We start from the raw sequence: 13,859 nt of genomic DNA, 5'->3' as shown, positions 1-13,859 counted from the left end.
CGGTACGTCAGACGAGGTCGAACCTGTCGAGGTTCATCACCTTGTCCCACGCCGCCACGAAGTCGCGCACGAACTTCTCTCCCGCGTCGTCGGACGCGTACACCTCCGAGAGGGCTCGGAGCTGGGAGTTCGAACCGAAGACGAGGTCGACCGCGGTGGCGGTCCACTTGACCTCGTCCGTGGCGCGATCCCGCCCTTCGAACACGTTCTCCGTCGAGGTCGACGCCTTCCACTCCGTACCCATGTCGAGCAGGTTGACGAAGAAGTCGTTGGTCAACGTCTCCGGCCGCTCGGTGAACACGCCGTGCCGGGAGCCCCGGAAGCCGGTGTTCAGGGCCCTCATGCCGCCGGTCAGCACCGTCAGCTCGGGTGCGGTCAGGGTCAACAGGCTGGCTCGGTCCAGGAGCAGGGTTTCCGGCGACAGCTTCTCGCCGGCCCGCAGGTAATTGCGGAACCCGTCCGCCCTGGGTTCGAGCACGGCGAACGCCTCCACGTCGGTCTGCTCCTGCGAGGCGTCCGTGCGGCCCGGTGAGAACGGGACCGTGACGTCGTGCCCGGCGTCCTTCGCGGCCCGCTCGACGGCCGCGCACCCGCCCAGGACGATCAGATCGGCGAGCGAGACCGACGTTCCGCCGGCCTGCGAGTCGTTGAACTCCTGCCGGATCCGGTCCAGGGTCCGCACCACCTCGGTCACCTCGGGCGAGGCGTTGACCTCCCAGTCCTTCTGCGGTGCGAGTCGAATCCGGGCCCCGTTCGCCCCGCCCCGCTTGTCGGTGCCGCGGAAGCTCGCAGCGGCCGCCCAGGCGGTGGCTGCCAGCTGGGAGACGGACAGTCCCGAGGCGAGGACACGGGCCTTGAGGTCGGCGATCTCCGCTTCCCCGACGAGTGCGTGATCGACCTCGGGCACGGGGTCCTGCCACAGCTGCGGCGCGGGGATCCACGGGCCGAGGTAACGCGAGATGGGCCCCATGTCGCGGTGCAGCAGCTTGTACCAGGCCTTGGCGAAGGCGTCCGCGAGCTTGGCGGGGTTCTCGTGGAAGCTCTTCGAGATCGGCCCGTAGATCGGATCCAGCTTCAGCGAGAGGTCCGTCGTCAGCATCATGGGAGCGTGCCGCTTCGACGGATCGTGCGCATCGGGCACCGTGCCCTGGGCCGAGGCGTCCGTGGGGGTCCACTGGTGCGCACCGGCCGGGCTGGTCGTCAGCTCCCAGTCGTACCGGAACAGGTTGTCCAGGTAGCCGTTGTCCCACTTGGTCGGCTCGGTGGTCCAGGCGCCCTCGAGCCCGCTGGTGAGCGTGTCGACCCCCTTGCCGCTGCCGTACGAATTCGTCCAACCGAGGCCCTGCAGCTCGATCGGGCAGGCCTCGGGTTCCGGGCCGACGTACTCGGGCCCGACCGCGCCGTGGCACTTGCCGAAGGTGTGGCCGCCGACGATGAGCGCGACCGTCTCCTCGTCGTTCATCGCCATGCGCCCGAACGTCTCGCGAATGTCCCTGGCGGCGGCGATCGGATCCGGGTTTCCGTTGGGGCCTTCCGGGTTGACGTAGATCAGCCCCATCTGGACCGCACCGAAAGGACCCGTGAGATTCCTGTCGCCGCTGTAGCGCTCATCTCCGAGCCATGTGTCCTCGGGCCCCCAGAAGATTTCCTCCGGTTCCCAGATGTCCTCTCGTCCGAAGCCGAATCCGAACGTCTTGAAGCCCATCGAATCCATCGCGCAGTTGCCGGTGAAAACCAGAAGGTCGGCCCATGAGATCTTCCGGCCGTACTTCTGCTTGATCGGCCAGAGCAAACGGCGCGCCTTGTCGAGGCTCGCGTTGTCCGGCCAACTGTTGAGCGGGGCGAAACGCTGAGCGCCCGAGCCGCCACCGCCCCGGCCGTCGGCGATGCGGTACGTGCCCGCGGCGTGCCAACTCATCCGGATGAAGAGCGGCCCGTAGTGGCCGTAGTCGGCAGGCCACCAGTCCTGCGAGGTCGTCATCATCTCGAAGACGTCCCGCTTCAGCGCGTCGACGTCCAGGGTCGCGAACTCTTCCGCGTAGTTGAAGTCCTCGCCCATCGGATTGGATCGAGGCGAGTGCTGGTGGAGAACCTGGAGGTCCAGCTGATTCGGCCACCAGTCCCGGTTCGTCCTGGGCCGACTCGGCGTGGGGGTGGGGGAGGGGATTGCTGGATTCTCGCTCTCGCTGCCGGGCACGTCCGTCCTTCTTCCTGTCTCGGTGTTTCCATACGCTGGTTGCCGGCTCTTGACGCTGTCTGCTTTTCCGACTCGAGCACTGCGACCCGCGCCCGTATGGTCGCGCACCGTGCACCGCGCCGCCGCGAGAACACGCAGAGCACCCCGAGTAACAAGCAGACAAAGTCCGAAGTCCGCAGGGATCAGGTGCGGGATATTCTGATGATCTCGATTTCCGGCAAAAACGGCCGGCATGGAAGCAGGGGCCGCCTCGCGGTGCTCCTGCCATGGAGTGGAGGCGAGTGCGCATGACCGAAAGCGCGAGCCCGTACATTCCCGCGGCGCGGGTCTGGGTACTCGGCGTGCAACCCGGCGTGCATCCGGATGATCCGCCGTTCCGCATCGTGGAGATCGACGGGGAGGTCGTCAGCACCGCCAGGTCCATGACGGACGTGCTCCTGATCTCAGCGGCCGCCGGCCTCGTGATCCACGACCTGGACGACCCGGACGAGGTCCGGTGGGTGGGCGGCGGAAAGTACCACTGGAGAACGCGATGACGCAGCCGACGCCCGCGGGGGGAGTGAAGGCGGCGGGATCGGGAAGGCGCACGAAGGTAAGCGTTATACCGGCTCTTGGAGAGCCCGTTCCATGCTGCCTCTCTATTCGACACCGCACCTGCACCTGGACCTGGATCTGGATCTGAACGGTCGGGGTGCGGTTGCCGACGCCCGCCGCGCGGCCCGCGAGTTCCTCGCGGCCTCCGCGCACCGGGGGCCCGCGTTCGCGCCCATCGCGTTGGACGCCGCCCTGCTGGTGATCAGCGAGCTCGTCACCAATGCCGTCCGGCACACCTCCGGAGGCTGTGCGCTCGACCTCCACCTGCGGCCCGACGGCGTCGACGTCGACGTCACGGACTCCAGCAACGCGGAGCCGCAGCTCAGGCGGCCCGATGGTCGGGGTGAAGGCGGATGGGGATGGCACCTGGTCAACCGGCTCGGGACCGATGTGGAGATCCGACACCACGGCCCGCGGCGCGGCAAGACCATTCACGTCCACGTCCCCCGCTGAGGCCGGCCAGCGTCACTCCTCGGAGGTGTGACGCAGCCGGACCCACATGGGCAGCGCGAACCAGCACAGCAGGTACCAGGTCACCACTCCTCCCACGAGCCACGGCACGAGGGCGTTGTCCGACGCGACGCGCAGGACGAGGAAGAGGGCCGAGGAGCAGGTGGCGAGCAGCAGGAGCAGCCCGATGAAGGTCAGGCGCGCGGCCCAGGTGACCGCCTCGGGTTTGATGCGCCGGCCCGAGACCACGCGGTGGAAGGCGACCGGCCCGATGAGCGCACCCGTGGCGAGCGAGCCCAGGATCACCGTGACGATGTAGGTCGTCTTGTCGGTGTCGCTCAGGCCGCGGAACACCGGGGTGAAGACGACCGTGAGCAGGAATCCGAAGAGGATCTGGACGCCGGTCTGGGCGACACGGATCTCCTGCATGAGTTCCTGCCAGCGCCGGTCCGCGCGCTCCGTCGGGGTCTCGTCCCGTTCGGCCTCCGTGGACATGCTCGACACCTCCCTCGCACCGCCCGGCCCCTACCCGGCCCAGGCGTCGTGAATCAGAGCTGCCCCCCACGCGCCCCCGCCACGCCCGTGCCACACGGCCGCGTTGTGTCAGGCGTGGGGGCCCACGGTGACCTTGCCGAGCGTGAGCTCCGCGGTTCCTTCGAGCATCGCGCCCGTACGCTCCACCTGTTCGTCCAGTGCGCGGCGGTGGGCCTTGCCCAGCCGCCGCAGTGGCTCCACGGTGAGCGCGATGCGGCGCCCCGTACGGCGCTGGTGCCAGACACCGGCGGCCACGGCGTCGATCAGCAGGACGGGGTGGTTGCCGGCCTGGCCGCCGGCCAGGGCGCGGGTGGCCGCGGCGCCCGGGAAGAGCAGCTCGCGGGGGCGGGTGGCGATGACGTACGCGTCGAAGTAGGGCAGCAGTCGCACGCCGCGCGGGGGTTCGTCCGGGAAGACGGTGTCCGAGGCGGCCAGCCAGGCCCGGCCGGACGCGAAGGACACCTCCTCGATGCGGTCCTTCCGCGCGAGGGAGGCGAAGAGCTCGGCGGCCCAGCCGGCGGGTGCGGCGAGCCAGGTGGCGAAGTCCTGGGCGGTGGCGGGCCCGTAGGCGCGCAGGTAGCGGTCGACCAGTGCGTGCAGCGACCGGGTGGGGGAGGCGGGGGTGCAGCCGGGATTGGTGTACGTGACCTTGCGCCCCCGGTCGCGGCCGAAGGCCAGCACTCCGTGGTGGGCGGCGGTGTGCGTGACCTGGCGCCAGCGCGGCCACATGGTCTGGAAGGCGGGCATCACCGGGTCCGCGGCCCAGGGGCCGGTCCGCGCCACGATCGCCTCGGTGAGCTCGTCCACCGTCAGTTCGGTGCCGGTCAGGGCGTCGCCGATCGCGGCGATGACCTCGCCGGTCTGGGCGTGCGTCATCCGGGCCTCGGGTCGGAAGGGGCTCGGGCGGGCGGGAACGCTCGAAAGGGCGCCGGTCCACCAGGGCAGGTCCCGGGCCGGCAGCAGATGGATGGTGCCGCGCGGTCCGAACGTCTTGACCAGCGTGCCCGGGCGGGCGCCCTGCCCGCCGGTCAGTGCGTCGCGTACGTCCGTGCGGGTCGCGCCGTCCAGGCGCAGCGCGATGGAGAGTTCCGCCGCGGACGCGACCTGGGCGTGCGCGCCGAGCATCCGCCCGGCGATGTCGGCGGGCGAGGACTCGGCGGTCGTGGCGGGGGTGAGGAGCCCCTGCCGGTCCATGCGGCGGGTGCTCGCGGCATCCCAGGACACCGAGATCGCGGTCATGGCTCCACGCTACGGTCGCCAGGCGGTCAGGCGGTGAGCGCCGCGAGCGCCGCGTTGGCGCGCTCGGTGACGAGGGTGAGGACGCGGCCGGCGGCGGCCAGGTCTTCGGCGGGTATCCCGCCCCAGACGCGGGCGGTGACGGGAGCGGTCTCCGCGCCGACGGCGGCGAGCAGCTCGCGCCCCGCATCCGTGGGCCGAAGGTGTGCGCCGTCCGTGACGAGCAGCTGCTTGGCCAGCAGCTCGTCGAGAGTGGCGCGGATGTCGGCCGGATCGGCCTTGAGGGAGCTCTGGACCTGGATGACGAGATCCTCCGGCGTCCGCGGGGCGTCGGCGGTGGCGGCGGCGCGCAGGGCGACCTGCTGCTGGAACGTCATGCCGTGCCGGCCCAGGACGTGTTCCAGGAGGCCGCGGGCGGCGTAGTGGGCCAGGCCGAGGGCGCGGGCGTCGGCGGCGGGTGCGAGTGCGGGTACGGGTGCGGTGGTGACGGTCATGGTGTCGTCTCCTGAGTGCTCTCGTCGGTCGGCAGGGATGGAGCGAGAGGTGCGTCGAGCAGGGTCGTCAGTTCCTCGGTGAACGCGCGCGTCCGCGGGGCGTCGAGGCCGCCGAGCGGCTCCAGCAACTGCTGGAGCAGTTCCTGGACCACCGCGATGGCCCGCCGTGTGACGGCCTCGCCCTGCTCGGTGAGGGCGAGTTGTACGGCGCGCGGGTCGCGGGGATCGCGGGTGCGCTCGATCAGGCCGGCCGACTCCAGGGCACGCGCCAGCTTGGACACGTACAGCGCCTCCAGGCCGGTGTGGTCGGCGAGTCGGCGCTGACTGGGCCGCTCACCGGCGCGCTGCATGCCGTGCAGCGACGCCACCAGTGAGTACTGCGCGTGGGTGAGTCCCAGCGGAGCCACCGCGCGATCGACCGCGACGCGCCACTTGTTGGCGAGTCGCCACACCAGAAATCCGGGCGTGGGGCCCGGTGAATCCTTGCTCATGGTGGATAGAGTACATAGCTACTATGTCCATGGCTACTATTTTCCCCGTTGGTCTTTCCGCTGATCGAATCCGACGTCCGTGGTCGAGAAAGCGCATTGCGCGTACGGGTGGTGACGGATTGGATTGCCGCATGACGTCCATGCTCGGCGGTTGCGCGCCCTGGCCCGAGGAGTTCGTCGACCGCTACTGGATGGCCGGGCACTGGCGTGGCAACAGGTTGGACAACCTGCTGCGCGACTGGGCCCTGCAGTACGGGCCGCGGACCGCGCTCGTCCACGGCGCCACCCGCGTCACGTACGCCGCCCTGAACCGGCGCGTGGACCGGATGGCCGCCGGAATCCGGCAGCGGGGCATCCGGACCGGGCAACGGGTCGTCGTCCAGCTGCCGAACGTTCCCGAGTTCGTCACCACCGTGTTCGCGCTGATGCGCGCCGGCGTGGTCCCCGTGTTCTGCCCGGTCTCGTACCGCGCGTCCGAAGTGGATCACATGGTGAGGGTCACCCAGGCCGTCGGGTACGTCGGTCCCTCGACCTACCGGGGATTCGACCACACGGCGATGGTCGCGGACATCGCGGCCCGAGTGCCGTTCCTGCGGCGGGTGTTCACCGTTGAGGCGCCGGGCGCCTCGTCCCCGTACGGCGGTGGCCTGACGGTCGACCCGTCGGGCTGCCACTACAGCCCGCTCGACTCCATCGACGCCCCGCCCGATCCGGTGCTCGCGCAGAGCGCCGACCAGGTGGCGTTCCTCCTGCCCTCCGGCGGTACCACCGCGGCGCCCCGTCTCGTTCCGCGTACCCACAACGACTACGCCTACCAGGCGCGGGCCGCCGCCGAGCTGGTGTCGCTCACCGAGGACGACGTCCATCTCGCCGCGCTGCCCCCCGAGTCCAACCTCGCCTTCGGCGGCCCCGGCGTCGTCGGGACCCTCTCCGTCGGCGGCACGGTCGTCCTCGTCGAGAACCCGGGACCCGCCGAATGCCTCGCGGCCATCGGACGGGAGCGGGTCACCATCACCTCCGTGGTGCCCGCCGTGGCCCGGCTCTGGCTCGACGTACTACCCACGGTGCAGGCCGACTTGAGCAGCCTGCGGCTCGTGCAGATCGGCGGCGGGACCCTGCGGCGGGCGACCGCGGAACGGATGGGGCCGGAACTGGGCTGCCGCCTACAGCAGGTCTTCTGCATGGCCGAGGGGGTGCTCACCCTCACTCGGCCGACCGATCCGGACGAGACCGTGCTCACCACGCAGGGCCGCCCGCTCTCGCCCGACGACGAGCTCCGCATCGTCGACGGCGACGGCAAGGACGTGCCCGACGGGGAGCCCGGTGAACTCCTCGCCCGCGGTCCGTACACCCCGCGGGGCTACTACCGGGCGCCAGAAGACAACGCACGTGCCTTCACAGCCGACGGCTACCTCCGCACCGGCGACCTCGCGCGGCGCACCGCGGACGGCAACCTGGTGGTGACCGGCCGCCTCGACGACGTCCCGCCGCGGGACGACCGCGACGAGGCGGCCGGCCCGTGACGAGCCGGGCCGCGAAGGCCCGGAGCTCCCGCCGAAGCGTCAGGCGGAGGTGAAGAGGTCTTCCCGCGCCTCGTCGAGGACGAAGCCGTTGTCGAGGCGGACGCGGACCGTCACGCGGGGCTCCTGCCCCTGGTGGGCGAGCCATTCGGGTTCGAGGGCGTCGACCTGCTCTTCGAGCTGCTTCCTGCTCCCCGGGGGCATCTGGTGGCCGAAGTCGTCCAGGAGCGACTTGAGTCGTACGTACTCACGGACCTCATGGCTCTGTTCGAGCTGCTCGTGACGGTGATCGGTCACCTGCTCGACGATGCCCCCGGTGCCCGACGCCAGGGACAGGGAGCCGGCGACGGCGACCGGCGCCACCGGATCGTCACCGGCCAGGGTGACCGAGCCGGTCAGCCTGAGGTCCGCCGCCAGTTTCACCCGACGGCCCTTTTCGAGCGTCATCGATCCTTCGCCTCTCCGGTCGGTCGGGCCGCGACCGCGCGAGCGCACGCCGGTGGCCAGGTCCGTTCCATTATCCGGATGCGGCGAGCCGCCTGTGCCTCTCCCGATCTACCCCCGCTCGGGCGGCGTCCGTGCTCCGAGCGCCGCGACGGCGGCGACCATCCGGTCCCAGAACAAGTCGGCCTCCAAACGCACCGCCGCCTGGGCGTTGACCGGGCGGTCCACGTAGCGGTGCAGGTCCACCACGGTGGCGCCGCGCGTGTACCGGCCGTGCAACTCCACGACGACGTTGGCGTCGACGCAGTGCACGAGCCCGGGGTCGATGACGCGGGCCACTGCCACGGGGTCGTGCAGCGGCGGGTGCGGGAACCCCCACAACCGGCGGTAAGTGGACGCGAAGAAGGTCAGCAGTTCGACGCACACGCGCCCGAGGGGCGTACCGAGCCCCTCGAAGCGGGCCAGCACCTCGGGCGTGGCCAGCGCCTGATGGGTGACGTTGAGGCCGCACATGGTGACGGGCACGCCGCTGCGGAAGACGATGTCCGCGGCTTCCGGATCCGTGAGGACGTTGAACTCGGCCGCCGGGGTGCGGTTGCCCCGCTCCGTCGAGCCGCCCATCAGGACGATCTCGCGGATCCGGGAAGCGTCCTGTGGATAGCGGGTCAGCAGGAGGGCGATGTTGGTCAACGGTGCGGTCGGGACGAGGGTGACCGGCTCCGGATGCCCGGCCAGCGTCCGGTGGATGAGCTCCACCGCGTGCTCCGGGACGACGTCGACGGTGGGCTCCGGGAACATCGGCCCGTCGAGCCCGGAGGCCCCGTGCACGTCTTCCGCGACGCCGAGCGGCTGGACGAGCGGCCGGTCGCAGCCGGCCGCGACGGGCACGTCGGTGATCCCGGCGACCGTGCAGACGCGGCGCGCGTTGAGGGTGGTCTTTTCGAGCGTCTGATTGCCCGCGACCGTGGTGATGGCCAGCAGGTCGACCGCCGGGTCGCCGGCCGCCAGCATGATCGCGAGGGCGTCGTCGTGTCCGGGATCGCAGTCGATGATGATCGGAACGGGCACGTCGGTCCTCCGGGTCCGGGGCGTGGACCCTCCAGTGTGCCGCCGGCCCGGTGCCGTGTCGGGAAGGCGCCGGGAGAACGGCTCGATCCCGCCGTATGGTCGGCGCATGGTGCGCAAACGCGTGATCGTGTCGGGAACCGTGCAAGGGGTGTTCTTCCGGGACACCTGCCGCCGCGAGGCGCTGGCGCACGGGGTGTCGGGGTGGGTGCGCAACCTGCCCGACGGCGATGTCGAGGCCCTGTTCGAAGGGGACGAGAACGCCGTCGAAGCGATGGTGCGCTGGGCCCGTACGGGGCCGGCCGCGGCCGTGGTCCGCGGCGTCGAGGTCCGCGAGGAGACCGCCGCGCCGGAGGAACCGCGCGGCTTCGACGTACGGCCCACACCCCGGGACGCGGGCTGACGCGTCCTGTTTCGCGCTGCTGCCCGTTTCACGCCGCGCGCAACCGCTCGGCCGCCTCGGGCGCCGGACTCACGCGTACCAGGCCATCGGTGAATCGTACGAAGTCACGCGGCGGGACGAGGTCGGCAAGGGCCCCCGCGCTGCGGGAACGCAGCTCCGCCGGTACGGCGCCGTCGGGTCTACGGCTCGCGGACCGGGGTAGGTGTGGGGCATGAGGCATCAGAGAACCGGCCCGCCCACGCATCCCCACCCGCGTGATCCGTCGGAGCCCAACCCGGCGCCTCCCACGCATCCGTGGCCCGGTGATCCGCAGGCTCCGCGACCGGCACCCAAACCGGCCCCGGACCCCGATCCGGCCCCCGGCCCGAATGCGCGCGCCCGGCCCGGGTAGGCGCACGGCATGTCCGGTCACCACATCGACAGCACCCTTTCCCTGCTGACCCACGGCTATGCCTGGGCCCCGGACCTGCGCCGCGCCCATGACGGGGCGCCGGTGGTCCACACCCGCCTGATGGGGCGCCCCGCAGTACTGCTGCACGGTCCCGAGGCCGTCGCCCTCTTCTACGACGAGAGCCGCGTCCAGCGGCACGGCGCGCTGCCGGCGCCGGTGCTCGACACCCTCTTCGGCAGGGGAGCGGTCCACACCCTGGACGGGGCGGACCACCGGGGGCGCAAGGAACTGCTCGTGTCGCTGCTCATGTCACCGGAGGGCGTCGGCGGTCTGAGCGCCCGGGTCGAGAGCGGCTGGCGCGACGCCGTGATCGACTGGGAGGGCCGCAGGGTGGTGCTGTTCGACGAAGTGGCCGCGCTGCTCGCGGGAGCGGTGTGCGACTGGATGGGTCTGCCCGTCCCCGACGACGCGGCCCGTGAGATCGCCGAGGACTGCGTGGCCATGGTGGACGGTTTCGCCACCGCCGGGCCCCGGCACGTACGGGCCCGCCGCGCCCGGCAGCGCCAGGAGCAGGGCCTCCTGGCCGCCGTCGACCGTGCCCGCGAACACGACCCGCGCCTGCGCTCCGGGACGGTGGTGGAGACGGTCGCCCTGTACCGGGAGCCGGACGGCACCCTGCTCGATCCGCACACGGCGGCCGTCGAACTCCTCAACATCATCCGTCCGACCGTCGCCATCACCTGGTTCGTCACCTTCGCCGCGCACGCGCTCCACCGCCACCCCGGCCAGCGGGACCAACTGCGCGACATCGGCCCCGCCCACGCCCGCGCGTTCGCCCACGAAGTCCGCCGCTTCTACCCCTTCGTGCCCTTCGTCGCAGGCCTGGCCGCCCGTGACCTCACCTACGCCGGAGACGAGGTCCCGGCCGGGACCCTCCTCCTCCTGGACGTGTACGGGCACCACCACGATCCCGCGCTGTGGGAGCGGCCGTACCACTTCGCCCCGGGGCGCTTCCTGGGCCACGAACCCGGCCGCGACGAACTGATCCCGCAGGGCGGAGGCGACGCGCGGACCGGCCATCGGTGCCCGGGCGAGGACATCACCCTCTCCCTGCTCACGACGCTGTCGTCGGCCCTCGCCCACCTGGACCTCGACGTACCGCAACAAGACCTGTCCATCCCGCTGAGCCGGATACCCACCCGGCCGCGCAGCGGGTTCGTCCTCGAACTCGAACCCCGCTCCGAACTCAAGCGCGCCCTGGTCCGCTGACCGGAAGATTCACGATCCCCTGATAAGGGGTGGAGCAGGAGGGTAGAAGCCGTCTGCGGGACCGAGGTGGAACAGATCGCTCCGCCGACATTCTCCGCGGGATCGAGGGACATCATGCTTGTCCTTGGAATCATCTTGTTGCTTATCGGCTGGCTGACCGGCATCGGCATCCTCTGGACCATCGGCATCATCCTGGTCGTGGTGGGTGCGGTCCTGTGGCTCTTGGGGTCGGTCGGGCACGCGGTCGGCGGCCGTCGCCACTACTGGTGAGGGAGGTGGGATGAGGCCATGGACACCAGTGGTCATACTCCCCGTGTGGTGGTGGGCGTCGACGGCTCCCCCGCCTCCTACGAGGCGCTCCGGTGGGCCGTGCGGTACGCACGCCTCATCGCGGGGACCGTGGACGCCGTGGCGGCGTACGACCTGCCCGGCGCGGCGGGCTGGTCCGCACCGGCGGCGGACGTCGCGTTCGACGAGGAGCAGGCCAGGAAGGATCTCACCGACGAGATCGAGAAGGTGCTCCGTCAGGTCGGCGAGGTGCCGTTGGAACAGCACGTGGTGCGTGGCTCCGCGGCGAAGGTCCTGATCGGGGCGTCCGCCGGCGCCGAGCTGTTGGTCGTGGGCAGCAGGGGCCGGGGCGGCTTCGCCAGCCTGCTGCTGGGCTCGGTCGGCCAGCAGTGCGCCGCGCACGCGCCCTGCCCGGTCGTCCTCGTCCGCTCGCAAGCGGGTTCGGCGTCGAGCTGAGTACGGCGTTCTCGCATGGCCGGAGCCGGAGGACACCGAGGAGCGAGGGGCCGGTGGGGCCGGGACGACCTGCGGGTCGGTCCTGGCCCCACTTCCATGGCCGAAACGCGGGTGGATCAGGCGGCGGGGGGTGACTGGTCGAGCGTGAACAGGCCGCCGTCCGGATCGCACACCGTCACGCGTTGCTGCTCGCTGCTCCATCCGGGGGCGTCCGGGACGAGGGTGCCGCCGTTTTCGACGACCGCGCGCTGCGCCCGCCGCAGATCCGGGACCTTGAAGTGGACCAGCCAGCGGGGCCGCAGCTGCGGCCTCTCGGCGGTCGCCTCGACCGGGCCGCTGTTCAAGCGAGCCACGGGCCGGCCCGCACGCCGCAGCACGACCTGGTCCTCCTCGTACGAGACCTCGCAGCATCCGGCGTGGTCGTCCTCTTCCTTCTCCTGGTGCCCCACCCACTCCAGGACCTCGCCGTAGAAGACGGCCGCGTCGAAGGCGTTGCGCGTGTGCAGTTCCACCCATGCGGGTGCCTCGCCCTCACCGACGCGCCACTCGGTGAGCGCTTCTCCCTCCCAGACGCCGAAAGCCGCCCCCTCGGGATCGGTGGCGAGGGCCGCCCGCCCGCGGGGTGGATATGACACCGGCCCCACGCCGACCGTGCCCCCGCGCTCCCGGATCCCGGCCACGGCCGCGTCGGCGTCGTCGACCGCGAAGTACACGGTCCACGCCACGGGTGCGTCCGGCGCCACCGCCATCGCCCCGATCCCCGCCACCGGTACGCCGTCCAGCTCGGCCACCGAGGAGGCCCGCCCGAACACCCCGCGCCGGAAGGTCCAGCCCAGCACAGCCCCGTAGAAGCGCTCCGCATCCTGCAGGTCGCGCGTCATCAGGCTCAGCCAGCACGGCGCACCCGGCGCGTCCGCTGCCACCAGCACCACGGCAGCCTCCTCTCGTCAGACGCTCCGGAATTTGCTGCTCCCCTCATTGTGGCCACATATGCCCATCGAGGGGTCGGCGACGCGATTGGCCGGCGCACCTCCGGGTAGGCGCCGTGCAGAGTCAGAGGCGGAAGGGGGCTCCCCATGGCTTCCACAGCGGAGGGCGACCGGTTCACGTGCGAAGTACGGCACGTCCGCGGGGCGACCGTCCTCAAGCTCGGCGGAGAGCTGGACCACGATACGGCCGAACCGCTGAGGGAGGCGCTCCAAGCCGTCCCCGCCGAGGGTGGCGAGCGTGTGCTGGTCGACTTCTCCGACGTGGGCTTCTGCGATTCGACGGGGTTGAACGTCTTGTTGCGCGGCCGGCTCACGGCCGAGCGGGCCGGGTCCAGGATCGAGCTCGTGGGCCTTCGTAGGCCGGTCGAGCGAATGTTCCGCATCACCGGCGCGGACGAGATCTTTTCCGTGTACGCCGACGTCGCAGAGGCACTGGCAGGACATCCGCAGCACCGTTAGCGGAGGCGCGTGATGAACGAGCGGCGTTCACCGGAACGGAGTCGGGTCTTCGTGCTCGGCGCCGAGGAGGAGGACGTCGTCACGCGGTGCCGGGACTTCACCAAGCGGGCGCTGACCGATTGGGAGTGGCTACCCGCTTCGGACCCCGATGCGGAGGCGGACGCAGAGGACGTCCTGTTGCTCGTGTCCGAGCTGGTGGCCAACGCGCGCCTGCACGGCGGCGGCCCGAGTTCGCTCCTGCTCCGGCGCACCGGTGACGGCCTGCGCGTCGAGGTGACCGACCGGAGCCCGACCCTCCCGGTGCTCCAGCCCCGCTCACACCCCGCCCGACCCGGAGGGCACGGGCTGCTCATCGTGGACCGGCTGGCCCGGAGCTGGGGCGCGGAGCCCCTGGACGGCGGCAAACGCGTCTGGCTGGAGGTCTCCGCACCCCGCGGGTTCGTGGAGGCACAGGACGAGCGGTCCTGGTGGTCCCGGCACAGGGCCAAGGGCCAAGACCACAGGGCCAAGGGCCCCGACAGGGGCGACCACGACAGGGGCGACGTGGGCAGGAGCGGCGCCGGGCGGTCCCGCGCGTAA

The 13,859-nt window shown here is 71.3% G+C and carries 17 protein-coding genes; 9 read left to right on the top strand and 8 right to left on the bottom strand.

The genetic code is table 11. The features are described from left to right. Positions 1–7: 7 nt before the first annotated feature. Positions 8–2,197 (bottom strand): catalase/peroxidase HPI, encoded by a 2,190-nt coding sequence (gene katG / locus ACFV9H_RS11260; protein ID WP_385396380.1) that lies wholly within the window; start codon positions 2,195–2,197, stop codon positions 8–10. Between the two features lie 287 nt (positions 2,198–2,484). On the opposite strand from katG, the gene ACFV9H_RS11255 reads away from it, so the two are divergent. Both ACFV9H_RS11255 and ACFV9H_RS11250 read left to right on the top strand, forming a co-directional pair. Then, on the top strand, positions 2,485–2,733 hold the full coding sequence (locus ACFV9H_RS11255) for a hypothetical protein (protein ID WP_385396378.1): 249 nt from the start codon (positions 2,485–2,487) through the stop codon (positions 2,731–2,733). Positions 2,734–2,824: 91 nt separating this feature from the next. Then, positions 2,825–3,244: an ATP-binding protein gene (locus ACFV9H_RS11250; protein WP_385396376.1), complete on the top strand. Its 420-nt coding sequence runs from the start codon at positions 2,825–2,827 to the stop codon at positions 3,242–3,244. A gap of 12 nt (positions 3,245–3,256) precedes the next feature. Here the strand turns inward: ACFV9H_RS11250 and ACFV9H_RS11245 are convergent, their stop codons facing one another. The 4 genes from ACFV9H_RS11245 to ACFV9H_RS11230 all read right to left on the bottom strand — a co-directional run bounded on the left by ACFV9H_RS11245 (position 3,257) and on the right by ACFV9H_RS11230 (position 5,996). After that, on the bottom strand, positions 3,257–3,736 hold the full coding sequence (locus ACFV9H_RS11245) for a DUF6328 family protein (RefSeq protein WP_385396374.1): 480 nt from the start codon (positions 3,734–3,736) through the stop codon (positions 3,257–3,259). Between the two features lie 108 nt (positions 3,737–3,844). Beyond that, complete coding sequence (locus ACFV9H_RS11240) at positions 3,845–5,014, bottom strand: winged helix DNA-binding domain-containing protein (RefSeq protein WP_385396372.1); 1,170 nt, start codon at positions 5,012–5,014, stop codon at positions 3,845–3,847. 26 nt (positions 5,015–5,040) lie between these two features. After that, the gene (locus ACFV9H_RS11235; RefSeq protein WP_385396370.1) at positions 5,041–5,505 is read right to left on the bottom strand and encodes a MarR family transcriptional regulator; all 465 of its coding nucleotides are present in this window, start codon (positions 5,503–5,505) and stop codon (positions 5,041–5,043) included. Beyond that, positions 5,502–5,996, bottom strand: a complete 495-nt coding sequence (locus ACFV9H_RS11230) for a MarR family winged helix-turn-helix transcriptional regulator (RefSeq protein WP_385396368.1) — start codon at positions 5,994–5,996, stop codon at positions 5,502–5,504. The genes ACFV9H_RS11235 and ACFV9H_RS11230 overlap by 4 nt, the downstream gene beginning before the upstream one ends. A 131-nt stretch (positions 5,997–6,127) precedes the next feature. Between ACFV9H_RS11230 and ACFV9H_RS11225 the strand changes: the two genes are divergently transcribed. Further along, a complete protein-coding gene (locus tag ACFV9H_RS11225) occupies positions 6,128–7,519 on the top strand; it encodes a (2,3-dihydroxybenzoyl)adenylate synthase (RefSeq protein ID WP_385396366.1) in 1,392 nt (463 codons plus the stop codon). Between the two features lie 39 nt (positions 7,520–7,558). On the opposite strand, the gene ACFV9H_RS11220 is transcribed toward ACFV9H_RS11225, so the two are convergent. Further along, positions 7,559–7,963 carry a hypothetical protein gene (locus tag ACFV9H_RS11220; protein WP_385396364.1) on the bottom strand — a complete coding sequence of 135 codons (405 nt, stop codon included), beginning with the start codon at positions 7,961–7,963 and terminating at the stop codon, positions 7,559–7,561. A 108-nt stretch (positions 7,964–8,071) separates the two neighbouring features. Then, entirely contained in the window at positions 8,072–9,028 is a 957-nt protein-coding gene (locus tag ACFV9H_RS11215; RefSeq protein WP_385396362.1) for a nucleoside hydrolase, read from the bottom strand. A gap of 106 nt (positions 9,029–9,134) precedes the next feature. Between ACFV9H_RS11215 and ACFV9H_RS11210 the strand changes: the two genes are divergently transcribed. The 4 genes from ACFV9H_RS11210 (at position 9,135) to ACFV9H_RS11195 (ending at position 11,832) form a co-directional block, all read left to right on the top strand. Then, complete coding sequence (locus tag ACFV9H_RS11210; RefSeq protein ID WP_385396360.1) at positions 9,135–9,428, top strand: acylphosphatase; 294 nt, start codon at positions 9,135–9,137, stop codon at positions 9,426–9,428. A 400-nt stretch (positions 9,429–9,828) separates the two neighbouring features. Continuing rightward, complete coding sequence (locus ACFV9H_RS11205) at positions 9,829–11,088, top strand: cytochrome P450 (protein ID WP_385396358.1); 1,260 nt, start codon at positions 9,829–9,831, stop codon at positions 11,086–11,088. Between the two features lie 114 nt (positions 11,089–11,202). Continuing rightward, complete coding sequence (locus ACFV9H_RS11200) at positions 11,203–11,358, top strand: DUF6131 family protein (RefSeq protein ID WP_385396356.1); 156 nt, start codon at positions 11,203–11,205, stop codon at positions 11,356–11,358. Positions 11,359–11,376: 18 nt separating this feature from the next. Then, positions 11,377–11,832, top strand: coding sequence for a universal stress protein (locus ACFV9H_RS11195; RefSeq protein WP_385396354.1), 456 nt, complete (start codon positions 11,377–11,379; stop codon positions 11,830–11,832). 116 nt (positions 11,833–11,948) lie between these two features. Here the strand turns inward: ACFV9H_RS11195 and ACFV9H_RS11190 are convergent, their stop codons facing one another. Next, positions 11,949–12,764, bottom strand: a complete 816-nt coding sequence (locus ACFV9H_RS11190) for a VOC family protein (RefSeq protein WP_385396352.1) — start codon at positions 12,762–12,764, stop codon at positions 11,949–11,951. Between the two features lie 144 nt (positions 12,765–12,908). On the opposite strand from ACFV9H_RS11190, the gene ACFV9H_RS11185 reads away from it, so the two are divergent. Continuing rightward, entirely contained in the window at positions 12,909–13,280 is a 372-nt protein-coding gene (locus ACFV9H_RS11185; RefSeq protein ID WP_385396350.1) for an STAS domain-containing protein, read from the top strand. A 12-nt stretch (positions 13,281–13,292) separates the two neighbouring features. Next, entirely contained in the window at positions 13,293–13,859 is a 567-nt protein-coding gene (locus ACFV9H_RS11180; protein ID WP_385396348.1) for an ATP-binding protein, read from the top strand.

Origin of the sequence: Streptomyces sp. NPDC059874, assembly GCF_042731135.1 — a bacterium.
Lineage (GTDB): Bacteria > Actinomycetota > Actinomycetes > Streptomycetales > Streptomycetaceae > Streptomyces.
Note: the sequence above shows the minus strand (reverse complement) of the source record. Positions and strands in the feature narration are given on the sequence as shown.